This window comes from Oceanicaulis sp., assembly GCF_051859625.1.
In the GTDB taxonomy this organism is placed as follows: Bacteria; Pseudomonadota; Alphaproteobacteria; order Caulobacterales; family Maricaulaceae; genus Oceanicaulis.
The window spans coordinates 1,229,056-1,249,480 of record NZ_JBHYFH010000001.1 but is presented as its reverse complement, the minus strand read 5'-3'; the positions used below and the strand labels follow the sequence as shown (position 1 = coordinate 1,249,480).

Here is a 20,425-nt window from a genome sequence, read left to right as displayed (position 1 = left end):
CAGACCGCCCGGCGGGCTCAGGAGAGATCGTGGATGCAGGCTTAGCCCAGCGCGCTTTCCGCGCGGATGATCGCGGCGGCGGCGTTCACGACAGACCCGATGCGAACAGCGGCCTGGATCTGTTCGGCGGTCAGGCCGGCCTTGCGCAGTTCATGTTCGTGCGCGTCGATGCACATGCCGCAGCCATTGATGGCGGACACGGCGAGCGACCAGAGCTCGAAATCGGCTTTGTCGACGCCGGGATTACCGATCACATTCATGCGCAGCTTGGCCGGCATGGTTTTGTAATCGCTGGCGGAAACCAGGTGGTTGAAGCGATAGAACACATTGTTCATGCCCATGATCGAGGCGGCGGCCTTGGCGGCGTTGATCGCCTCGGGGGACAGCTTGTCCTCGATCTCGCCGACAATGTCGGTGAGGGTTTCACGCTCGCCCACCGCATAGGCGGAGGCCAGGAAACAGCCATATTTCTTCTGATCGTCGAGCACGGTTTCGCGGGCCAGCGAGCTGAGGTTCAGCTTGATGTCCTTGGCGTGGTCGGGCATGCGGTTTTTCAGGGCGTCAAGGCTCATGGCGCGTCCTTTCATGATGAATGGCGAGATTGGACCGGTCGTCCGGCAGGACGAAGATCGCCCGGCGTCTGAAGGGGGGGGACGAACGCGGGGCGGGGGACATCGGGACGACCGGTCCGGCTCTGGCCATGGCGGACCATGGACAGGGCGGGGCGGGCCGCCGTCGGACGGCTCCCCGAAGAGAGCCGTCCTTGAGCGAAACGATTACGCTGCGAGCGTGTCGCCGCCAGCCTGGCGGTTGCACGGGCACAGTTCGTCGGTCTGCAGGGCGTCCAGAACACGCAAGGTGTCTTCCGGGTTGCGGCCCACATTGAGGTTGGTCGCATAAACGTGCTGGATTACGCCGTCCGGGTCGACGATGTAGGTGTAGCGGAACGCCACGCCTTCCGGTGAGCGCACGCCCAGACCGTCAACCAGGGAACCGGTGGTGTCAGCGAACTGCCACTGGTTCAGGCCGTTCAGGTCCGGATGCTCGCGGCGCCAGCCCAGCTTGGAGAATTCATTGTCAGTGGAGCCGGTCATCACGACGGCGTCACGGTCTGCGAATTCATCTTCAAGATTGGCGAAGGCCACGATCTCGGTCGGGCAGACGAAGGTGAAATCCTTCGGATAGAAAACGATGACCTTCCACTTGCCCGGGAAGGACTCGTTGGTGATCGCTTCGAAAGCGGACTCGCCGTTTTGCTCGTGCTCGTTGAATTTCGGCTTGACGCCGGTGACTTCGAATTCGGGGAGCTTGTCGCCAATGCCCAGCATGTGTGTCTCTCCTGGCAGGTTTGAATCTCATGGGTCGAGGATGGTTGCCTGAGGGGGCCGCCCTTCGACGAGACAGGATATGAACCTCAGCTATTGATAAATCCAATGGATTGTTCCTGTCGCTCCCATAGGATTTATCAATACAGCGCGTCCGAAGCCCGCTTCATGCTGTTTTTCCTGTCTTCGTCCGCCCTTTCCGTTCTGAGGGTTTCAGGCGGGTCATCTCATTGGAAAACCCACAGAGACACGAGCAGTATTGGTATTTCCTATGTCTCACCGTAATTAAATTGATTTGATATATGCCTCAGTCCGGCGTGATACTGTGCTCAATCTTAGCGTTCTGATCCGGGAGGATATGACCATGGACGGACACGACATGAAGACTGCGGGCGGGTGCCCTTTCCATCACGGCGGCAACACCGCCATGGATAAGCCGGTCACCAAATGGTGGCCCAACGCGCTCAATCTCGACATTCTCCACCAAGGCGGCGCGCGCACCAATCCGATGGACCCTGATTTCGATTATAAATCAGAGGTGCAGACGCTCGATTTCGATGCGGTCAAAGCCGACGTCAAAGCCTTGCTGCATGACAGCCAGGATTGGTGGCCGGCCGATTGGGGTCATTATGGCGGCCTGATGATCCGCCTCGCCTGGCACTCGGCGGGGTCCTACCGTCTGGCGGACGGCCGCGGCGGCGCCGGGTCTGGCAATATCCGGTTCGCCCCGCTCAATTCCTGGCCGGACAACGCAAGCCTGGACAAGGCGCGCCGCCTGTTATGGCCGGTGAAGAAGAAATACGGCAACAAGCTGTCCTGGGCCGATCTCATCATCCTGTCCGGCACTGTGGCCTATGAAGACATGGGTCTGAAGACCTTTGGCTTCGGCTATGGCCGTGAAGACATCTGGGGTCCGGAAACGGACGTCTATTGGGGTTCTGAATCGCAGTTTCTCGCCAACAGCGAAGAGCGCTATGGCGATCTCGACGACACCTCCACGCTCGAAAACCCCCTGGCGGCGACGCATATGGGCCTCATCTACGTCAATCCCGAAGGCGTGAACGGTCAACCCGATCCGCTGAAGACCGCCGCCCAGGTGCGCGAGACCTTCAAGCGGATGGCGATGAATGATGAAGAGACCGCCGCCCTCACCTGCGGCGGCCACACAGTGGGCAAGGCGCATGGCCGCGGCGCGGTCGACCAGATCGGCGCGGAGCCTGAAGCCTGCGGCGTGGACTCCCAGGGCTTCGGCTGGGCCAATCCCGGCCTTGAAGGCAAGGCGACGAACGCTTTCACCTCGGGCATTGAAGGCGCCTGGACCCAGCATCCCACCCAGTGGGACATGGGCTATTTCGAGTATCTGTTTGACTATGACTGGGAGCTGAAGAAATCCCCGGCCGGCGCCTGGCAATGGGAACCGGTGAACATGCCGGAGGCCATCAAGCCGGTCGACGCCACAGATCCGTCCATTCGCCATAACCCCATCATGACCGATGCGGATATGGGTATGAAAATGGACCCGGTCTATAACGAGATCTGCCAGCGTTTCCGCAAGGATCCAGAGTATTTCGCCGATACGTTCGCGCGCGCCTGGTTCAAGCTAACCCACCGCGATATGGGGCCCAAGGCGAATTATGTGGGCCCTGAGGTGCCGAACGAAGACCTGATCTGGCAGGACCCGATCCCCGAAGGGTCCACCGATTACGATGTGGATGCGGTGAAAGCCAAGATCGCATCAAGCGACCTGACCCCGGCCGAGCTGATCGCCACCGCCTGGGACAGCGCCCGCATCTTCCGGGGCTCTGACAAGCGCGGCGGCGCCAATGGCGCGCGCATCAGGCTGGCGCCGCAGAAGGACTGGGCGGGCAATGAGCCTGAACGTCTGCAGCGGGTTCTGGCCGTGCTGGAGCCGATCGCAGCGCAAAGCGGCGCATCCGTAGCCGATGTGATCGTGCTGGGCGGCGTCGTGGGTCTGGAAGCGGCCATCAAACAGGCAGGTTCTGACGTCCCCGTGCCCTTCACGCCGGGACGCGGCGACGCCACCGCCGAGATGACGGATGCGGAGTCTTTTGAGCCGCTTGAACCGCTCGCGGACGGGTTCCGCAACTGGATGAAAGACCGCTATTCGGTCAGCGCTGAAGAGTTGCTGCTCGACCGCGCCCAGCTGCTGGGTCTGACGGCCAATGAAATGACGGTTCTGGTGGGCGGCTTGCGCGTGCTGGGCGTCAATCATGGCGGCTCGCGCCTCGGGGTGTTCACTGACCGGATCGGCGCGTTGACGACGGACTTCTTCGTCAATCTGACGGATATGGATCTCAGCTGGCATCCGGCGGAAGATGGGCTCTATGAGATCCGCAACCGCAAGACCGGCGAAGTCAAATGGGGCGCCACCAGCGCGGATCTGGTGTTCGGATCAAACTCGATCCTGCGCGCCTATGCCGAGGTCTACGCCCAGGACGACAATAAAGAGAAGTTCGTCAAGGACTTCGTCGCCGCCTGGACCAAGGTCATGAACGCCGACAGGTTTGACCTGACCTAAGCCTTGATGGAGCGCTCCCGGGTTCAGGGGGCGCTCCATTTGTATTTCAACACCGCCCTCAGACGATCAGGACGCCTTATGGTTGGCCATCTGCCTACGCTGCGACAACTCACCTTCCTGTCGGCGCTCGCCGAGCACGGCTCGTTTTCCCGCGCCGCCGAAGCCGCCCATGTGACCCAGCCCACCCTGTCCGCCGGGATCAAGGAGCTGGAGACGATCCTGGGCGCGACCCTTGTGGAGCGCGGCGCGCGCGGCGCGGTTCTGACCCCGGCGGGCGAGGCGGCGGTGGCGCGAGCGCGCATCGTGCTGACCGAAGCCGAAGACCTCGTCCATGTGGCGCGCGCGGCGGGCGAGCCCTTGAGCGGGCCGTTCCGTCTGGGGGTCATCCCCACAATCGCGCCCTTCTTGTTGCCCAAGGTCCTGCCCAGCCTGCGCACCCACTATCCCAAGCTTGAACTCTTTCTGCGCGAAGACCTGACACACCGGCTGGTGGATGCGCTGAAAGACCGGCGTCTGGATGCCGCGCTGATCGCGCTGCCCTATGACGCGCCCGGGATCGAGACCACAGGCGTTCTGGAAGACGAGTTTCTGTTCGCCGCAACGCCGGACCACCCGTTGGCCCAGCGCGACACGCTCAGCCCCGAAATGCTGGCGGATGAACAGCTTTTGCTGCTCGAGGACGGTCATTGCCTGCGCGATCATGCGCTGGCGGTGTGCTCAGCCAGTCGGCCCGACACGAACGACGCCCGATCTGACTTCGCCGCCACCTCGCTTCATACCCTGGTGCAGATGGTCAAATCAGGCCTCGGCGTGACGCTTCTGCCCAAGCTCGCGATTGATGCGGGGCTCGCGGACCGGCTCGACCTCGCCATCCGTCCTTTCGACCCGCCTGTCGCGGGCCGTGAGATCGGCGTCGCCTGGCGCAAGGGTAGCGCTCGCGAGCATGAAGCGCGTATGCTCGCTGATGCGGTGCGTGAGGCGTTAAGGGTATAATAATGGCTGAATTAAGTTTTACTCAAAATATTCTAATACTTATATTTGGCGTATTGGGAGGATTTTTCTCATCTATAGTTTTAGATATATTAAAATCTGAATCTAAAAACACTTCTGATAAAAAATTTGCTCTAGGAATTTTAATTGCTCTACACAATAAGTGCTTTACTACCATGCAGTCTTCATTCCCACTTGGTGAAACTATTGATAATTGCGATTCTCATAATAAGCTTAGGAAGAGATCAAACCAACATTTAGATAATTTTATCAAGCAAAATGAAAAAGACCTAGAAGAATCAAAACGATCATTGATGAGGATATTACCGTTTGATGCTGAATCAATTTATTACATAGACCATAGAATTCAAACATCAATAAATACTAGTTTCGACAATATTTGCTCAACTGATACTGAATTGTATAAAAAACTGATGAAAGCTATATATGTTTTGGAGTGGTCTAATTTAAACCGTGACAAAGATATAATATCGAAAATTGCTATAAGTATTGGGCCCATAACTTGGATAAGATGGTCATTATACAAAATGAATAGGGACTATGTGAAGCATGAGAAAAAGCTTATTGAGGAAGTGCTGACTGATTCTGCTTTTATAGCGCTAAAAGAAATGAACTTATAGAAAGAACCCCGGCGTTTCCGCCGGGGTTTTCGCATTCTCGCTCTGAAGCTGACCCTAGTCCGGGCGGCCCAGAATGATGGTGCCGTTGGTGCCGCCAAACCCGAAGGAGTTGGACAGCACCGTGTTGAGCTCGATCTGTTTCGTCTCGGTGACGATCGGCAGGTCCGCGAGTTCGGGGTCCATCTCGTCAATATTGATGGAGGGGGCGATGAAGCCCTCTTTCATCATCAGCATGGAATAGATGGCTTCCTGAACGCCCGCCGCGCCCAGCGAGTGGCCGGACATGGACTTGGTCGCCGACAGGGCCGGGACGTCCTTGCCGAACACCGCGCGCAGACCTTCGGCCTCTTTCACGTCGCCGACGGGCGTCGAGGTGGCGTGCGGGTTGATGTAGTCGATCTTGCGGCCCTTGGCCTCCGCCAGCGCGATCTGCATGCAGCGCGCTGCGCCTTCGCCGGACGGCTGGACCATGTCATGGCCATCTGACGTCGCGCCATAGCCGAGCACTTCAGCGTAGATGGTCGCGCCGCGCGCTTTCGCCCGCTCATACTCTTCCAGCACTACAATGCCGGCGCCGCCCGCAATGACGAAGCCGTCGCGGTTCTTGTCAAAGGCGCGCGAGGCCACGGCCGGGGTGTCGTTATAGTTCGAGCTCATGGCGCCCATGGCGTCAAACAGGTTTGAAAGCGCCCAGTGCAGCTCTTCGCCGCCGCCGGCGAACATCACATCCTGCTTGCCCCATTGGATCTGCTCGGCGGCCGCGCCCATGCAGTGCAGGGACGTGGTGCAGGCCGAACTGATCGAATAGTTCAGCCCCTTGATCTTGAACGGGGTGGCGAGCGTCGCCGAGCCCGTCGAGCACATGGCTTTGGGCACCGCGAACGGGCCGATGCGCTTGGGGCCTTTCTCGCGGGTGATGTCGGCGGCCTTCACGATCGCCTCGACAGAGGGACCGCCGGTGCCGACGATCAGACCGGTGCGCGGGTTGGAGACATCGCTGTCTTCCAGCCCCGCGTCTTCAATCGCCTGCTGCATGGACATGTACGCCCAGCCCGCGCCCTCGCCCATGAAGCGATAGGCGCGCTTATCCACATGCTCGGCCGGATTGGCGTTCGGGCGCGCATGGACCTGACATTTGAAGTTCAGATCGGCGTATTCGGGCGCTGCGATGACGCCGCTCTTGCCCGCTTTCAGGCTGGCTGCGACTTCTGCTGCGTTATCGCCGATGGATGAAACGATGCCGATACCGGTGACGACGACACGTCTCATGCTTTTTCTCCGCCATTATTAAGCTCTTCAGGCCGGAACAGACCCACGCGCAAATCCTTGGCGGTGTAGATGGTCTGACCGTCAGCCTCTACGTGGCCATCGGCGATGCCCAGCACAAGGCGACGATTTATCACACGTTTGAGATCAATGACGTAACGCACGTTCTTGACGCTAGGGGGGACCTGTCCGGTGAACTTCACCTCGCCCACGCCCAGGGCGCGGCCTTTGCCCGGCGCGCCGGTCCAGCCCAGGAAAAAGCCCACGAGCTGCCACATGGCGTCCAGACCCAGGCAGCCCGGCATCACCGGGTCGCCCTGGAAGTGGCAATCAAAGAACCACAGATCGGGGGTCACATCGAGCTCGGCGACCAGGAGGCCTTTGCCATGGGCGCCGCCATCGGAGGTGATCTCGGTGATGCGATCAAACATCAACATGGGCGGCAGCGGCAATTGCGCGTTGCCCGGACCGAAGAGGTCGCCTTTGCCGCAGGCGATCAGGTCATCATATGTGTAGCTGTTTTTCTGGTCTGTCATGGGGTCCGTCGTGCCGGCCCGGCGACGCATGCCGGGGGTCGGAAGTTGCGGCGAACGCGCCAGCGCTACGCGTGAAATGCGACGCGCCAGGCTGTCATCCTGGGTTCAGATCCGTCAGTCGGCCGAGGCGGGATTTTCACGGTCCGCCGCCAGCACGTCTGGTTCAGGCGAAGAGCGGTAGCATGACGCTTGCCCCCCCTCAAGCGCGGGGCTCGGCTCGGTCTCTTCAGAATAGACGCCCCAGAACGCCTCCGCGGGGGCCCAGCCGCGGTAATCGTCTGCTTCCAGACGGCACCAGCCTGCGCGGCAACGCTCCAGCCACAACACCGCGCCCGCCTCGACGTCCGCAATCAGGGCGGCGTCGGAATCCGGGCGCGCCAGAAGCTGGGTCGCGTCTTGCGTCCAGACCGAGCGCCGCCCGGTCAGGGTGCGGCGATGCATCCACACCTCTTCGCCCTGTGGATCGCGCACCCGGCGCCAGTCCGGCGTCTCTGCGACCACTTCCATGGGCAAGCCCTGGCGCTGGTAGAGCCAGGCGACGGGATGGGTGAAGGACGGACCGGCGCGGCCCCGGGTCTCATTGTATTTCAGCGACACGAAGCGCGGCACCGGCAGCCCCGAAAACGTATCGCAGGATTGCGCGTACGCCGGGCCAGATCCCAAGCCTGCGCAAGCAATGATGATCAAAGCAAAGAGCGTCCGCATGGGTGCGCTACATCCAGGCCAGAGTGAATTCGGGGTTAAATGTGAAGGCTCAGGATTAAGATTGTTTTTCAGTCGGGCTGGATATGGGCGCTCATCACACCCATTTGGCCAACAGACCGCAGCCATCGGGGAACCGCCATGATCCGCACCGCTCTCATCGCCAGCCTGGCTCTCAGCGCAAGCGCTCAAGCCCAGAACGACAATCAGGTTTATGTGGAGACCAGTGATCTGGGATCAGGGATCTACATGCTCGCCACAAATCAGGCCGGCAATGTGGGTGTCAGCGTCGGCGAAGACGGCGTGTTCATGATCGATACCCAGATGGAACGCTTTGCAGAGGCCATCGACGCCGCGCAACGCGCCGTGTCCGGCGACCGGGCCGTGGATCTGGTGCTCAACACGCATCTGCACGGCGACCATGTGCTCGGCAACGCCTATTTCGCTGAACAGGGCGCGACGATCATGGCCCATCCCAGCGTGCGCGATGCGCTGATGAATCCTGTGACCGCCCAGCTGACGGGCGCGACGCCGGAGCCTCTGTCAGGCGCTTATCTGCCGACTGTGGGCGTCAATGACGGCGATGTGGTCACAATCAACGGCCTGAGCGCACGCCTGCATCACACGCCGGATGCGCACACCAATGGCGATATTTTCGTGGTGTTTGAGGATGCAAACGTCATCCATGCCGGCGACCTGCTGTTTTCTGGCTGGTTCCCCTATATCGATCTTGATAATGGCGGCACGGTCGACGGCTATATCGCCGGCATGCAGGCCATTGTGGATGCGGCGGATTCCGACACCCAGATCATTCCCGGCCATGGCCCGCTGTCGACGCAAGCGGACCTTGAAGCCAGCATCACCATGCTGACCCAGGCCAAGGCCGAAGTGGCGGCGCTGGTCGAGCAAGGCATGAATTTACAGCAAGTTCAGGACGCCGAGCCGCTGGCGGCCTTCCATGACGAGTGGAATTGGGGTTTCATCACCACTGAACGCATGGTCTGGACGCTGTACCGGGATATCACGGGTGAAACAGAGTAAAACAAACATGGTCTGGCTGCCTGAGCCGCGCATCCTGACGCTCATCGTGATGATCGCCTTGGTGATGGGGCTGACCTTCGCCGCCTTGCTGGGGAGCTGGCTCTCCGGCATGGCGGTCGGGCTCGTGTTCGCGGGCGGCATCTATCTGTTCGTGGTGGTCAACGCCCGCCGCGCCGCCAAGACCCTGGCCCAGCATCATTCCGGCAAGCATCGCGGCCGACTGTGACGACTTGCCGCGCCTGCCCGGCATGAGGTAGGACAGAGACAGAGTGTCTCAGATGCGTGGTCACGATGCTGCTCAATCATGCTTCAACCCCCCGGCGCAGAGCCGATCTGACCCTGTTCAGCTTTCTGGCGATCGGGGTTGTGGTCGCGCTCTTGATCGGCGTTCTGGGCCGTAGCGTCTGGCTGGCGATGCTGGTGGGCGTGGCGCCGAGCGTGCTTCTGGGCGCGCTCGCCTGGTTCCGGATCAGACGTGGCCGGTGCGGGGGGTGTCAGTTCTGCCCGATGCGCAAGCCGGGCAGCTGCGGGATGCCGGCAGAGTAACGGTCCGGGCCCGACCGGACAGACCGTCATAGACGCAAATCCTCCCGATCAATGGCTCGCCGGCCCCGGTGATCAGCTTGATCGCCTCCATCGCCATCATTGATCCGATCACCCCGGTCAAGGCGCCCACCACGCCCATCACCGCGCAATCCTCGGCGTCAGGCGGCGTTTCGGGCACCCAGCACTGATAGCAGGGCGCGTCCGGCTTCAGATGCGGGGCGAACACGGCGACCTGCCCCTCCCAGCGACCGACTGCGCCCGACACCAGCGGTATGCCGGCTTTTATCGCAGCCGCGTTGACGGCGAAGCGGGTGGCGAAGTCATCACAGCCGTCCAGCACCAGATCGGCGCCCTCCAACAGGCCAGGCAGCGTGTCCGCGGTCGCGCGTTCACGCATCGCTTCCACGGTGACGCCCGGATCCAGCGCGGTCAGCACATCGCTGGCCCGTTCGGCCTTGGGGGCGTCCACATCATCGGTGCGAAACAGGATTTGTCGTTGCAGATTGCTCAGCGACACGGTGTCGGGATCCACCACGAGAAGCTGGCCGACGCCCGCCGCCGCCAGATAGAGCAAGGCTGGCGCGCCCAGCCCGCCCGCGCCGATTACGGCGATGCGGGCGCGGCTGAGTTTTTGCTGGCCCGGCCCGCCCAATTCTTTCAAGACGATGTGACGGGCGTGGCGTTTGACGTCGACGGCCATGGCCGGCTCCTGATCCTGGTTTGGGCAAGCGGCGATGCAGCGCAATGCTCAGCTTGTGTTCATGAAGCTGAGTGTAAGCCAAGCTGACCCCTCAACCATGGGACTGCACAGATGAAATACCAGATCGCCGCCGCATTGGCCCTCATGCTGACCGCCTGCGCCACCTCTGAAGGCTATCGTCAGCAGATGACCCAGCTGGTGGGGCGGACCCAGGATGTCTTGCTGGTGGAGTTTGGCTCGCCTGATCGCATGGATGAATTGAGCGATGGCGGCGCAGTGTGGAGTTATGTGCGCGAAGAACAGCGCACGGATCCGGGCGGGTATCGCACCATCCCCAATGAGCGCCGCGTCACCTATGTGGACGAGCATGGCGAGCGTCACACGCGCATCGAGCGCTATGATGAGACGCTGTATGAACCCGCTCGGAGCTGGTGGGTGGAGTGCGAAACCCGCTTCGTGATTGATCCAGAGGGCGTGGTGCGCGATTTCCGCTTCGTCGGCGACGCCTGCGTGGCCGAAGAGCTGTACTGAAACCGGCTGATCGCTGGCGGTGAGGCTCGAAACACGACAAGGTCAGGCTCTCTTGAAGGAGCCCTGACCGTGTTGACCCCTCGCCCCTCATTCACTCTGTCGCCGGACCAGCAAGCGGTGGTCGACTACGCCATCAATGGCGGCGCGCACCTGTTTCTGACGGGCCGGGCCGGCACGGGTAAAACCACCGTCACGCGCGCCATCCTGCAACGCCTGGGGCCGCAGGCCGCCGTGGTCGCGCCCACGGGCGTCGCGGCGATGAATGCGGGCGGGCAGACCCTTCACAGCTTCTTCCGCCTGCCGCCACGCCTGATCACGCCGGGCGATATTCGCCGCTTGCGCAATGCGCGCACGGTGAAAGCGCTGACCACTCTGGTGATCGACGAGATCTCCATGGTGCGCTCGGACATGATGCAGGCGGTGGATTTCTCGCTGCGCCTCAACCGTGACAGCGCCGAGCCTTTCGGCGGGGTGCGCATCATTCTGGTGGGCGATCTGGCGCAGTTGCCGCCCATCGCCCAGGGTGAAGAAGGCTCGTTTCTGGAAGACACCTATGGCGGGCCGTTCTTCTTCCATGCGCCGGCCTTCCGCGACGCCGGTTTCACCATGGTGGAGCTGACCGAGGTTCACCGTCAGGCCGATCCTGAATTCGTCGAAGTGCTCAACGCCGTTCGCGACGGCGAGCTGACCAATGATCTGGCGGAGATTTTGAACACGCGCGTGACGGGTCGGATCGGACTGGAAGCGTCTGGCACCCATGTGGTGCTGACCCCCACCAACCAGGCGGCGTCTTCGATCAATCAGGCCCGGCTTGAAGGCCTGCGCGGCGAACCACGCGGCTTTTCGGGCAAGGTCCAGGGCGAGTTTGATCCGCGCCTCTTTCCCACTGACGATCCGCTGGTTCTGAAAACCGGCGCGCGCGTGATGATGATCCGCAATGATCCCGGCGGACGCTATGTGAACGGCTCTATCGGTGAAGTGATGGGCTTTTCGTCCGATGGCGTCAAAGTGCATGTGAACGACCAGATGGTGACCATCGAGCCCGTGAGCTGGGAGCGGATCCGCTATGCGGCGGACGGCCAGTCCAGCAAGCTCAAGCGCGAGACCATCGGCTCTTACGTGCAGTATCCGCTCAGGCTGGCCTGGGCGATGACCATCCACAAGGCGCAAGGACTGACGCTGGACAAGGTCTATCTCGACGTCTCGCGCCGCTTGTTCGCGCACGGACAAGCCTATGTGGCGCTGTCGAGGGCGCGGACCCTTGAAGGGTTGGAATTGTCGCGGCCCTTGCAGCCCTCAGACATCATCACCGATCAACGCCTGTTTGACGTCAAAGCCTTCTGTGATCCCGCCCCGCTGGGGATTGGCGGATGACTCCGGAGGCTGCGCAGCGCGCGCTGGGGGTGGACGCCTGGGGGCTGAACCAACTTGTGGCGCAAGGCGAGTTCGCCGAGGCGCTGGATGAGCGTAGCGTCAAGCGCCTCGCCGAACAGCGGGATCGGGTCCGGGCGCAGGCGTTCAAGGATCTGGCGCGCCTGGACGGCCCGCATCTGGCGCCCTCCAGTTCGGACGCTCCGGTGATCGCGGCGCCGGACGCGGTCGCTCTTCCCGAAGACTTTGATCGGCCGGCGGTGTTTCTGGACGCCTGCGTGCTTGCCAGCGCGGTGCGGCGGCAACTGGTTCTGGCGCTGGCGGATGCCGGGTTCTTCTATCCGCGCTGGTCAGAAAAAGTGCTGTTTGAAACCGGCCACGCTCATGCGCGCATCGTGGACGGCAAGCCGGATCGTGACGGGCCGGGTGAAGCGTCGCAACTGGTCATGGCTCTAGAGCATGCCTGGCCCGAAGCGATGGTCCCGACCGAAGAGGCGGATCTGGTCAAGGTGACCGGCAAGCTGCCCGGCCCGGACGACGCCCATGTGATGCAGGCCGCCGCCGCCGGGCAGGCGCGGGTGATCCTGACGGAAAACATGAAGGATTTCCCCCGTGCGACCTTGAAGCCGCTGGGGCTTTATGCGCGTCCGTCTGGTGAGTTTATCGCCAGCCGGTTGGGGCTCGCGCCCGAGGCGGCGACAGCGGCCGTATTGGGCGCAGCGCACCGGCTCGGGCTCAGCGCGCCGCGTTTCGGACTGGCCTTGCAACGTGCAAGGCTCGGATCGCTGGCGAAAAAGCTGGGCTTTTAGACGCCGGTTGAGCCGAAGCCGCCGGCGCCGCGCGCGGTTTCATCAAGAGCGTCGACCGGGTTCCAGCGGATCTGGGTGAACTGGCCGATCACCATCTGGGCGATGCGCTCACCGCGCTGGACGATGAACGGCTCCTTGCCGTGATTGATCAGATTGACGTGCAACTCGCCGCGATAATCGGCGTCCACCGTGCCCGGCGTGTTGACGCAGGAAATGCCTTTCTTGGCGGCCAGGCCGGACCGGGGCCGGATCTGGGCTTCATAGCCTTCGGGCAGGGCGATGCAGATGCCGGTCGGAATCAGTCGCCACTCGCCCGGCTCAATCACCACAGGCGCATCTGCTGGCACGGCGGCGGGCAGGTCGAGGCCTGCCGAGCCCGAGGTCTGGTAGGCGGGCAATTCCAGCCCCTCAAAATGCTCCAGCGTTTTGACATTCAGCTTCATGACGCAACCCTTCCCGCCGCTTGAGATGTGCGGGAAGGGTTAGCGTCTGAAAAGCCGGAAGTCAGCTGTCTTGTTCGGCCTGGGCTCTCAGCAGCGCATCCAGCGCCTGCTCGCTGGCGGAAAAGCCCTCGAGCGCGGAAATGACTCCCGTACGCTCCTCATCGCTGAGGCCGCCCTGGGCCATCTGGACCTGGTATTGCGGATCGGTCATCTCACCGTTCTCGTCTTCCGTGGCGGGTTGAAAGCCCAACAGCAGCATTTGGCGGGCTTCGCCTTCACCCGTGGAAATCAGAAGCGGCGTTCCGTGATAGCGCACCAGCTCGAAATCATTGGGGCGCGGCACGACGCTGTCACGTTCGCAAGCGATGGCGTTTGCGCCCTCCGCCAGCGGCGGCGGATCCATCAAGCCGTCCAGATTGGCGGCTTCGGTCACGGTGTAACCGGCCATCGGGGCGGGTTGCTGGCCTGCGCCTTGCGGATAGATCGAGTAACAATCCGCCTGTGCGGCGGCGGCGCTGAATCCGGCAAGGGCGAGGGCGGTCAGTGCGGTTTTCATATCAGGTCCTGAGTTTGCTAAAACGCCCCGACCCTAACAATCTGATGGGGGCGATTTCAAATTCAGTCTGAAGTCTCTGTAATAGCTAATGAAATTCTATCAGCCAGTTTTTGGGCCAGTGCTGACTTGGCTGCTCGGGCAAAGGGTTCCTCCCTGTCCGGCGTAATCAGAAGCGCGGCGTTTTCCGTGCCGCCCATCACATCACCGGACACGTCATTGGCGACGATCCAGTCGCACCCTTTGCGCAATCGCTTGGCGCGGGCGTGTTCGATGACGTCATGGGTTTCGGCGGCGAAACCCACCACCAGGCGCGGGCGTTGGTCCGGGCCGTATTGGGAGATGGTTTTGAGAATGTCGGGATTCTCGGCAAGCGGCAGGCTCGCCAGGGCGCCCTTGTCGAGCTTGAGCTTCTTGTCGGCGGTTTCAGCCGGACGCCAGTCCGCAACGGCGGCGACGGACACGAACACGTCTGCGGGCAGATGCTCGTTCACCGCGGCCAGCATGTCGCGTGCGGTTTCGATGCGCACGGTCTTCAGGCCTTCAGGGTCATTGAGCGCCACGGGGCCGGAAACCAGCACCACCTCGAAGCCTTGATCACGCAAGGCTTCGGCGATGGCGTAGCCCTGTTGTCCAGACGAGCGATTGGACAGGAAACGGACCGGGTCGATGGGCTCCAGCGTGGGTCCCGCGGTGACGATGGCCTTCATGACTTCAGCGCGGCCTCGATGGCGTCTGCGATGCGGACCGGTTCGGGCAAACGCCCCGGCCCGAACTCACCGCACGCCATCTCGCCTTCATCAGGCTCCAGAACGGTGACGCCATAGCCGCGCAGGGTTTTGACATTGGCTTGCGTGGCGGGATGGGTCCACATGCGCACATTCATCGCCGGCGCCATCAAAACCGCCTTGTCGGTGGCCAGAAGCGTGGTGGTCGCCAGATCATCGGCGATGCCCTGGGCGGCCTTGGCCATCAGATTGGCGGTGGCGGGGCAAACGACCACAAGATCGGCTGAGCGCGACAGCTCGATATGGCCCATTTCGGCCTCATCGGTCAGCGAGAAGAGATCGCTATAGACCTTGTCCGCCGTCAGCGCGCCCACACTCATCGGGGTGACGAACTGCTTGCCGGCCTCAGTCAGGATGGCGCGCGTCTTGATCGAGCGCCGCGCCAGCTCGCGGATCAGCTCGAGCGATTTATAGGCTGCGATTCCGCCGCCAATGATCAGAAGAATGCGTTTATCCGCCATGACATGCCCCGCGGCTGTTACAAAACAGGCTTACCCTGAACAGGCCGCCGCGTCACCTCGGCTCAGATCACATCACCGCCAGCATCACCGCAATTGCGGTCGACGCCCCGGCGATGACGCTCAGCGTGGTGATCAACCAGGTCGGGTTTGCTGACTGCTGGGTGTCGCGTTCACGCAGGACCTTGGCAGTTTCGGTCAACTCGTCCAGCGTGTCGGGCAGGCGTTTGAGGATGGTTTTGGCGCGGTCGAACGCCTCGGCCAGATCCTCGATGCGGCCTTGCGGGCCCAGTTCGCGGCGCATGAAACGCTCCACGGCGGGGCCGGACGCCTGCCACATATTATGGTCGTCTGTCAGAAGACGGCAGACGCCTTCGGCTTGCACCATGGTTTTCTGAAGCAGCACCAGCTGGGGCTGAAGGTGCATGTCATAAAGGTCAGTGACTTCAAAGAGCTGCATCAGCACCCGGCTCATGGGCGTTTCGCCGGCGTTCTTGCCGAAAATGGGCTCGGCGACCGCGCGCAGGGCGCTGGCGAAGTCATCGCGCGAATGATGGTCGGGCACATAGCCGGCGTCAAAATGCGCTTGCGCCGCGCCGTCATAGTCGCGCGTCAGGAAGCCGTGAAGGATACGCGCCAGATAGCGCCGCTCGCCGCGTCCCAGCCGCCCGATAATGCCGAAATCCACCGCCCATAGAAGGCCGTCTTGGGTGACGAACAGATTGCCCGCGTGCAGATCCGCGTGAAACACGCCCTGCTCCAGCGCGGTCGACAGGAAGGCGTCGGTCAGATCGCCCGCAAGCTTCACCGTATCCACCCCTGCCGCGCGCACCGCGTCCATATCGGTCAGCGGTATGGCGTCGATCCATTGGGTGGTCAGGACCTTCTTGGCGGTCAGCGGCCAGACGACTTCGGGGATGAAGAAATTTTGCGCCGCGACCGCCGCTTCGCCCAGCTCATTGGCGGAGGCCGCCTCCAGCCGCAAATCCAGCTCCAGCACCAGAGACCGGGCGACTGTCTCCACAAAAGCGCGCGGCTCCATGCGTTTGGAGGCGGGAAACAGCCCTTCGGCGAGTTTGGAGCCCAGGCGCATGGCGGCGATGTCGCGCTTGATGCGCTCCGCCACGTCCGGGCGCAGGATTTTCACCGCCACATCGCGGCCATCAATGGTTTTCGCCCGGTGGACCTGCGCGATGGAGGCGGCGGCGACCGGCTCGCCGAATTCAGAGAACAGCGCTTCCACGGGCTTGCCGAATTCGGCCTCCACCGTGGCGCGCGCCTGCTCCAGGCCGAACGGCTCCATCTGGTCTTGCAGCCGTGACAGGCCGCGCGCGAACTCCGCCCCGATCACATCCGCGCGGGTGGCGAGCACCTGGCCGAATTTGACATAGGACGGTCCCAGCTTTTCCAGCGCATGGGCCAGACGTTCGCCGGGATTTTTCGCCCGGTCACGAATGGCGATCAGACGCGCGAACTGGCCCAGCACCCGCGCAGGCGCTGGAAACGCCGACTGGTACTCAGCCGGGAAAATCGCGTCATGACGGGCCAGCGTCCACGCGGCGCGCGTCAGGCGGAAGATATTTGAGAGCGTACCAAACACGGAAGTGAGGTTTAGGGCGATGAAGGGGGTTTGGCGAGGGGGCGCGGCGCCTTGGCGGCTGCGTCAAAGTGCTTGGGCGCGCTCAAACAGATATTGGCGCACCGCCGGATCGGTGCTTAGCGCCATGGCGCGCTCATAGGCGCCCGCCGCTTCATCGCCGCGGCCGGCCTGCGCCAGCCAGTGCGCCTGCGCCGCCCAGAAGGGCTGATACGCGCCCGCCTGATCGCTCAGGGCGGCCAAGGCTTCAAGCGCGCGATCGGCGCCAAACGCTTCACCATGGGCGCAAGCGCGCGCCGTCAGGGCGCCCAGGCTGGGTGTATGGCTGACCAGTCCGTCATAGAGCGCCGCCGCCGCCAGCCAATTGGTCTCCCCCGTGAACCGCCGTTCAGCGTGAACAGACTGAATTGACGCCTCCAGCGCATACCGACCGGGCGGGGCGAGCTTGAGCGCGCGCCGGAGGGCGGTTTCAGCGTTCTGGATCGTCGTTTCGCGCCAGAGCGCCGTGTCCTGATCTGATAAAGGAATAAAACGGCCCTCTGAATCACGCCGCGCCGGGGTGCGCGACTCACAATGGGCGATCAGCGCGTAGAGCCCCCAGACCTCGGCGATGTCCGGCGTCAGCTCAGTCAGAAGCCTGCTCAGATACAGCGCTTCGTCCGCCAGGCCGCGCACGCGGCTTTCGCTCGCGCCAATCTCATCCCAGCCCGTGCCATAGGCGGCATAGATGGCGTTGAGGACTGGGGTGATACGACCAGCCAGCTCGTCCTTGCCGGGTTGTTCAAACCGGGCGCCGCGCTCACGCAGCCTCGCCTTGCCACGCGAGAGGCGCTGACCCATGGCGGCGGGGCTGACCAGAAAGGCCGCGCCGATCCGCGCTGCATCCAGCCCCAGCACAGCCTGTAACATCAGGGGCGTATGCAGCGCTGGATCAAGATCAGGATGGGCGCAGGCCAGCATCAGGCCCAACCGGTCATCAGGCAGGGCGTCAGGGTCCGCGCGTTCGGACACCTCCTCCAGAAGGCGCTGGAGTTCGGGTTCAGCGTGCGCCCGCACGCCGGATTGGCGCGCCCCGTCAATCAGGCGCCGATGCGCGGTCTTGAGCAGCCAGGCCTCGGGCTGGTCCGGCAGGCCTGTATCTGGCCAGGTGCGCAAGGCGCGCTCGAACGCGTCAGCCAGCGCATCTTCAGCCCGGGTCAGATCGCCCCATCGCCGGGCGAGGCTGGCCACCAAGCGGCCATAGGATCGGCGCGCGACGACCTCGGCCGTCGCGCGCGTCTCGTCGGTCTCTGGGTCAGGCGTCGCCATAGGCCGGCACGGGACGAACCTCGATCTGGTCGCCGGGCAAGCGCGGACATTTGCCCGCCCAGTCCAGCGCCGTCTCAAGGCTGTCCGTTTCGATCACATAAAAGCCGCCCAATTGCTCCTTGGTGTCGGCATAGGGACCGTCCTGAACCCCGTCATCCGTGATGCGTTTGGCGCTGGCGGCTGTGTCCAGCGGCTCGCCCGACACCATCAGACCCGCTTTCACAAGGGCTTCGGAATAAGCGCCATGCTTTTCAAACATGGCCATTTGTTCGGCTTCGCTCAGGGCGTTCCACTGGCTTTCAGCGCCATAGATCAGTAGGGCGTATTTCATGACTGCATCTCCGCAATTTCACTCATGGGCTGAACCGGGCGCACTTCAACAGCGCCGTGCTGGGCCGCTGGACAGCGTTCCGCCCACTCCAGCGCTTCGTCCAGAGTGCCCGCTTCAAACAGCATGATCCCGCCCAGCTGTTCCTTGGTCTCGGCATAGGGGCCGTCCTGGACCTGCCGTCCGGACTGTGTCTGGCGCAATACAACGCCGGTATCGGGGGATTTCAGGCAGGCGCCGCCTGTCGTGTGGGCTTTCAATGCGCCTGAATACGCCGACCAGCTGGACCAATAGGCCGCCGCGTCAGGTCCGCGACGGCGTGTGAAATCGTCCGCGGTCTCATAGATCAATAAGGCAAATTGCATGGTCTCGTCCTTGATGGCTCACCCTGCGCGTCTGGCAGGGACCATCTTAGGACGTTTCAACACCCTGCGCTTCGACAGGGGCGTGAAAAAAATTCACGGCGGGTTCGCCTAGACTTTCCAGCCCATATGGATGGCGGCGATGCCGCCGGACAGGTTCGTCACGCTGACACGCTCAAACCCGGCCTCTTCCAGCTCGGCCGCGAAGGCGTCCTGATGGGGAAATTTACGGATGGATTCCACCAGATACTGATAGCTGTCGCGGTCTTTGGCGATCCATTCGCCGATCTGCGGAATGGCGCCGAAGGACCAGGCGTCATAGAGCTTTTCAAGCGGGCGCGTGGTGGGGCGCGAAAACTCCAGACACACAAAGCGTCCGCCGGGTTTGAGCACGCGGCGCATGTCTTTGAGCGCCTTGATCCGGTCGGTCACATTGCGGATGCCGAAGCCGATGGTGACGGCGTCCGCGACGCCGCTCTCAAAGGGCAGGCATTCCGCATTCGCCGTACACCAGTCCAGCCGGTCGCGGTCGCCGCGCTTCAGGCCCGCCAGCAGCATCTGCTCATTGATGTCGGCGACAACAGCTTCGGCGTACTGATTGCTACCGCGGCGTTCGGTCAGAGCGTCAGCGCGATCGAGCCACGCCCGGGCGATGTCGCCGGTGCCGCCCGCCACATCAATCAGCCGCGCGCCGGGACGCGGTCCGGCCTTGGTGACGGTGATGTCTTTCCAGACCCGGTGAACCCCCAGGCTCATCAGATCATTCATCAGGTCGTATTTGCGCGCCGAGCGGTCAAATACGTTGCGGACAAGGCCCTGCTTTTCGGTGCGGGCCACATCCTTGAAACCAAAGGAGACGGTGTCGTGATCTGAAGTCTGGGTCATGGCGTGCAAGCTAGTGCGCGCGGGTCCGGAACGCCAGTCTGAGATGCCGCGCCGTTTCGCCTCAACCTGATGCAAGCGGCGTCAGGGTCCGCTCGCCGGTTTGATAGGCGTACAGGCTGAACCCCGCCTGGCCGCGCCAACCGCCCCCAGGCGCGTAAAACGCCAGCAGCACCGGTTCGCGCGGCGGGGCGAAGGCCGAGATCCTGTAGGCGCAAGCCGTGGCGAGGCTCATGCCGTCCACATCCCTGTCAGGGTCCGCCTGGGTCGCCAGCACGCGCAGGCTGGCGCGTGTCTGGGCCAGATCATCACAGGCCCGGCTCAGAGAGGGCCAGGTTCCGCGCCAAGGGCAGTGGATGACGACGGGTTGTTCAAGCAAGGCGCTGTCGTCCGCGGCGTAAATGCGCCAGCTGACAGCGTGGGGCGGGCCCTGAAAAAGCCGCACACGCATCTCGGGCGCGTCCCGGGCCACCCGCCGAAAGGTCGTGGAGACTTCCTGCACGGGGTGCGGGGCGTCACCGGGCGGTCCGGCGTCAATCTGAAGCGCCAGCTCAAACGCCAGATCATCGGTCCAGGGGTGGGCGACGCGCCGGATATAATCGACCGGGGAGTCGATGGACGCCCGGCGCAGGGTCAGCGCGTCAAGCGCCGCCAGAACGGTCTGTTTCGCGGCGTCTACAGGCACAAGGCTCGCGCGCATTGGGCTCAT

Annotated in this window: 22 protein-coding genes and 1 pseudogene; 8 read left to right on the top strand and 15 right to left on the bottom strand. The window is 62.7% G+C overall.

The features are described from left to right. Window positions 1-41 precede the first annotated feature (41 nt). Both ACTIGF_RS06010 and ACTIGF_RS06005 read right to left on the bottom strand, forming a co-directional pair. On the bottom strand, window positions 42-572 hold the full coding sequence (locus ACTIGF_RS06010) for a carboxymuconolactone decarboxylase family protein (RefSeq protein ID WP_439635998.1): 531 nt from the start codon (window positions 570-572) through the stop codon (window positions 42-44). 204 nt (window positions 573-776) lie between these two features. After that, window positions 777-1,328 (bottom strand): peroxiredoxin, encoded by a 552-nt coding sequence (locus tag ACTIGF_RS06005; protein ID WP_160092841.1) that lies wholly within the window; start codon window positions 1,326-1,328, stop codon window positions 777-779. A 361-nt stretch (window positions 1,329-1,689) separates the two neighbouring features. Here ACTIGF_RS06005 and katG point away from each other — a divergent pair, with 361 nt between their 5' ends. The 3 genes from katG (at window position 1,690) to ACTIGF_RS05990 (ending at window position 5,495) form a co-directional block, all read left to right on the top strand. Beyond that, entirely contained in the window at window positions 1,690-3,864 is a 2,175-nt protein-coding gene (katG, locus tag ACTIGF_RS06000) for a catalase/peroxidase HPI (protein WP_439635997.1), read from the top strand. A 78-nt stretch (window positions 3,865-3,942) separates the two neighbouring features. Next, the gene (locus ACTIGF_RS05995) at window positions 3,943-4,857 is read left to right on the top strand and encodes a hydrogen peroxide-inducible genes activator (protein WP_439635996.1); all 915 of its coding nucleotides are present in this window, start codon (window positions 3,943-3,945) and stop codon (window positions 4,855-4,857) included. Between the two features lie 2 nt (window positions 4,858-4,859). Beyond that, window positions 4,860-5,495 (top strand): hypothetical protein, encoded by a 636-nt coding sequence (locus tag ACTIGF_RS05990; protein WP_439635995.1) that lies wholly within the window; start codon window positions 4,860-4,862, stop codon window positions 5,493-5,495. 54 nt (window positions 5,496-5,549) lie between these two features. Here the strand turns inward: ACTIGF_RS05990 and fabB are convergent, their stop codons facing one another. The 3 genes from fabB to ACTIGF_RS05975 form a co-directional block, all read right to left on the bottom strand. Beyond that, entirely contained in the window at window positions 5,550-6,764 is a 1,215-nt protein-coding gene (gene fabB, locus ACTIGF_RS05985; protein ID WP_439635994.1) for a beta-ketoacyl-ACP synthase I, read from the bottom strand. Then, window positions 6,761-7,297 (bottom strand): 3-hydroxyacyl-[acyl-carrier-protein] dehydratase FabA, encoded by a 537-nt coding sequence (gene fabA, locus ACTIGF_RS05980; RefSeq protein WP_022700761.1) that lies wholly within the window; start codon window positions 7,295-7,297, stop codon window positions 6,761-6,763. The genes fabB and fabA overlap by 4 nt, the downstream gene beginning before the upstream one ends. A 114-nt stretch (window positions 7,298-7,411) precedes the next feature. Continuing rightward, entirely contained in the window at window positions 7,412-8,002 is a 591-nt protein-coding gene (locus ACTIGF_RS05975) for an SH3 domain-containing protein (protein ID WP_439635993.1), read from the bottom strand. Between the two features lie 138 nt (window positions 8,003-8,140). On the opposite strand from ACTIGF_RS05975, the gene ACTIGF_RS05970 reads away from it, so the two are divergent. Beyond that, complete coding sequence (locus ACTIGF_RS05970) at window positions 8,141-9,040, top strand: MBL fold metallo-hydrolase (RefSeq protein WP_439635992.1); 900 nt, start codon at window positions 8,141-8,143, stop codon at window positions 9,038-9,040. Further along, the gene (locus ACTIGF_RS05965) at window positions 9,027-9,266 is read left to right on the top strand and encodes a hypothetical protein (protein WP_439635991.1); all 240 of its coding nucleotides are present in this window, start codon (window positions 9,027-9,029) and stop codon (window positions 9,264-9,266) included. The genes ACTIGF_RS05970 and ACTIGF_RS05965 overlap by 14 nt, the downstream gene beginning before the upstream one ends. A 243-nt stretch (window positions 9,267-9,509) precedes the next feature. On the opposite strand, the gene ACTIGF_RS05960 is transcribed toward ACTIGF_RS05965, so the two are convergent. After that, window positions 9,510-10,286, bottom strand: a complete 777-nt coding sequence (locus ACTIGF_RS05960) for a HesA/MoeB/ThiF family protein (protein ID WP_439635990.1) — start codon at window positions 10,284-10,286, stop codon at window positions 9,510-9,512. A gap of 111 nt (window positions 10,287-10,397) precedes the next feature. Here ACTIGF_RS05960 and ACTIGF_RS05955 point away from each other — a divergent pair, with 111 nt between their 5' ends. The 3 genes from ACTIGF_RS05955 (at window position 10,398) to ACTIGF_RS05945 (ending at window position 12,997) form a co-directional block, all read left to right on the top strand. Further along, the gene (locus ACTIGF_RS05955; RefSeq protein ID WP_439635989.1) at window positions 10,398-10,817 is read left to right on the top strand and encodes a hypothetical protein; all 420 of its coding nucleotides are present in this window, start codon (window positions 10,398-10,400) and stop codon (window positions 10,815-10,817) included. 69 nt (window positions 10,818-10,886) lie between these two features. After that, window positions 10,887-12,191, top strand: coding sequence for an ATP-dependent DNA helicase (locus ACTIGF_RS05950; RefSeq protein ID WP_439635988.1), 1,305 nt, complete (start codon window positions 10,887-10,889; stop codon window positions 12,189-12,191). After that, window positions 12,188-12,997, top strand: a complete 810-nt coding sequence (locus tag ACTIGF_RS05945; protein WP_439635987.1) for a PIN domain-containing protein — start codon at window positions 12,188-12,190, stop codon at window positions 12,995-12,997. The genes ACTIGF_RS05950 and ACTIGF_RS05945 overlap by 4 nt, the downstream gene beginning before the upstream one ends. Here the strand turns inward: ACTIGF_RS05945 and dut are convergent. The 9 genes and pseudogenes from dut to ACTIGF_RS05900 all read right to left on the bottom strand — a co-directional run bounded on the left by dut (window position 12,994) and on the right by ACTIGF_RS05900 (window position 20,425). Then, on the bottom strand, window positions 12,994-13,440 hold the full coding sequence (gene dut / locus ACTIGF_RS05940) for a dUTP diphosphatase (protein ID WP_439635986.1): 447 nt from the start codon (window positions 13,438-13,440) through the stop codon (window positions 12,994-12,996). The genes ACTIGF_RS05945 and dut overlap by 4 nt on opposite strands. A gap of 61 nt (window positions 13,441-13,501) precedes the next feature. Further along, entirely contained in the window at window positions 13,502-13,996 is a 495-nt protein-coding gene (locus ACTIGF_RS05935) for a hypothetical protein (RefSeq protein ID WP_439635985.1), read from the bottom strand. A gap of 62 nt (window positions 13,997-14,058) precedes the next feature. Continuing rightward, window positions 14,059-15,242: pseudogene (gene coaBC / locus ACTIGF_RS05930) on the bottom strand (bifunctional phosphopantothenoylcysteine decarboxylase/phosphopantothenate--cysteine ligase CoaBC). Window positions 15,243-15,309: 67 nt separating this feature from the next. Beyond that, on the bottom strand, window positions 15,310-16,839 hold the full coding sequence (ubiB, locus tag ACTIGF_RS05925) for a 2-polyprenylphenol 6-hydroxylase (RefSeq protein ID WP_439635984.1): 1,530 nt from the start codon (window positions 16,837-16,839) through the stop codon (window positions 15,310-15,312). Window positions 16,840-16,902: 63 nt separating this feature from the next. Continuing rightward, the gene (locus ACTIGF_RS05920; protein WP_439635983.1) at window positions 16,903-18,144 is read right to left on the bottom strand and encodes an RNA polymerase sigma factor; all 1,242 of its coding nucleotides are present in this window, start codon (window positions 18,142-18,144) and stop codon (window positions 16,903-16,905) included. Beyond that, on the bottom strand, window positions 18,131-18,475 hold the full coding sequence (locus ACTIGF_RS05915) for a YciI family protein (protein ID WP_439635982.1): 345 nt from the start codon (window positions 18,473-18,475) through the stop codon (window positions 18,131-18,133). Before ACTIGF_RS05915 ends, ACTIGF_RS05920 begins: the two co-directional genes overlap by 14 nt. Continuing rightward, entirely contained in the window at window positions 18,472-18,837 is a 366-nt protein-coding gene (locus ACTIGF_RS05910; protein WP_160092827.1) for a YciI family protein, read from the bottom strand. The genes ACTIGF_RS05915 and ACTIGF_RS05910 overlap by 4 nt, the downstream gene beginning before the upstream one ends. Window positions 18,838-18,945: 108 nt before the next feature. After that, the gene (locus ACTIGF_RS05905; RefSeq protein WP_439635981.1) at window positions 18,946-19,719 is read right to left on the bottom strand and encodes a class I SAM-dependent methyltransferase; all 774 of its coding nucleotides are present in this window, start codon (window positions 19,717-19,719) and stop codon (window positions 18,946-18,948) included. 61 nt (window positions 19,720-19,780) lie between these two features. Next, complete coding sequence (locus ACTIGF_RS05900) at window positions 19,781-20,425, bottom strand: hypothetical protein (protein ID WP_439635980.1); 645 nt, start codon at window positions 20,423-20,425, stop codon at window positions 19,781-19,783.

What these genes read in the sequence shown, in the direction of transcription:
- ACTIGF_RS06010 (WP_439635998.1), bottom strand. Translation starts at nt 572, where the DNA reads ATGAGCCTTGACGCCCTGAAAAACCGCATGCCCGACCACGCCAAGGAC.
- ACTIGF_RS06005 (WP_160092841.1), bottom strand. Translation starts at nt 1,328, where the DNA reads ATGCTGGGCATTGGCGACAAGCTCCCCGAATTCGAAGTCACCGGCGTC.
- katG (WP_439635997.1), top strand. Translation starts at nt 1,690, where the DNA reads ATGGACGGACACGACATGAAGACTGCGGGCGGGTGCCCTTTCCATCAC.
- ACTIGF_RS05995 (WP_439635996.1), top strand. Translation starts at nt 3,943, where the DNA reads ATGGTTGGCCATCTGCCTACGCTGCGACAACTCACCTTCCTGTCGGCG.
- ACTIGF_RS05990 (WP_439635995.1), top strand. Translation starts at nt 4,860, where the DNA reads ATGGCTGAATTAAGTTTTACTCAAAATATTCTAATACTTATATTTGGC.
- fabB (WP_439635994.1), bottom strand. Translation starts at nt 6,764, where the DNA reads ATGAGACGTGTCGTCGTCACCGGTATCGGCATCGTTTCATCCATCGGC.
- fabA (WP_022700761.1), bottom strand. Translation starts at nt 7,297, where the DNA reads ATGACAGACCAGAAAAACAGCTACACATATGATGACCTGATCGCCTGC.
- ACTIGF_RS05975 (WP_439635993.1), bottom strand. Translation starts at nt 8,002, where the DNA reads ATGCGGACGCTCTTTGCTTTGATCATCATTGCTTGCGCAGGCTTGGGA.
- ACTIGF_RS05970 (WP_439635992.1), top strand. Translation starts at nt 8,141, where the DNA reads ATGATCCGCACCGCTCTCATCGCCAGCCTGGCTCTCAGCGCAAGCGCT.
- ACTIGF_RS05960 (WP_439635990.1), bottom strand. Translation starts at nt 10,286, where the DNA reads ATGGCCGTCGACGTCAAACGCCACGCCCGTCACATCGTCTTGAAAGAA.
- ACTIGF_RS05955 (WP_439635989.1), top strand. Translation starts at nt 10,398, where the DNA reads ATGAAATACCAGATCGCCGCCGCATTGGCCCTCATGCTGACCGCCTGC.
- ACTIGF_RS05945 (WP_439635987.1), top strand. Translation starts at nt 12,188, where the DNA reads ATGACTCCGGAGGCTGCGCAGCGCGCGCTGGGGGTGGACGCCTGGGGG.
- dut (WP_439635986.1), bottom strand. Translation starts at nt 13,440, where the DNA reads ATGAAGCTGAATGTCAAAACGCTGGAGCATTTTGAGGGGCTGGAATTG.
- ACTIGF_RS05935 (WP_439635985.1), bottom strand. Translation starts at nt 13,996, where the DNA reads ATGAAAACCGCACTGACCGCCCTCGCCCTTGCCGGATTCAGCGCCGCC.
- ACTIGF_RS05920 (WP_439635983.1), bottom strand. Translation starts at nt 18,144, where the DNA reads ATGGCGACGCCTGACCCAGAGACCGACGAGACGCGCGCGACGGCCGAG.
- ACTIGF_RS05915 (WP_439635982.1), bottom strand. Translation starts at nt 18,475, where the DNA reads ATGAAATACGCCCTACTGATCTATGGCGCTGAAAGCCAGTGGAACGCC.
- ACTIGF_RS05910 (WP_160092827.1), bottom strand. Translation starts at nt 18,837, where the DNA reads ATGCAATTTGCCTTATTGATCTATGAGACCGCGGACGATTTCACACGC.
- ACTIGF_RS05905 (WP_439635981.1), bottom strand. Translation starts at nt 19,719, where the DNA reads ATGACCCAGACTTCAGATCACGACACCGTCTCCTTTGGTTTCAAGGAT.
- ACTIGF_RS05900 (WP_439635980.1), bottom strand. Translation starts at nt 20,425, where the DNA reads ATGAGCCCAATGCGCGCGAGCCTTGTGCCTGTAGACGCCGCGAAACAG.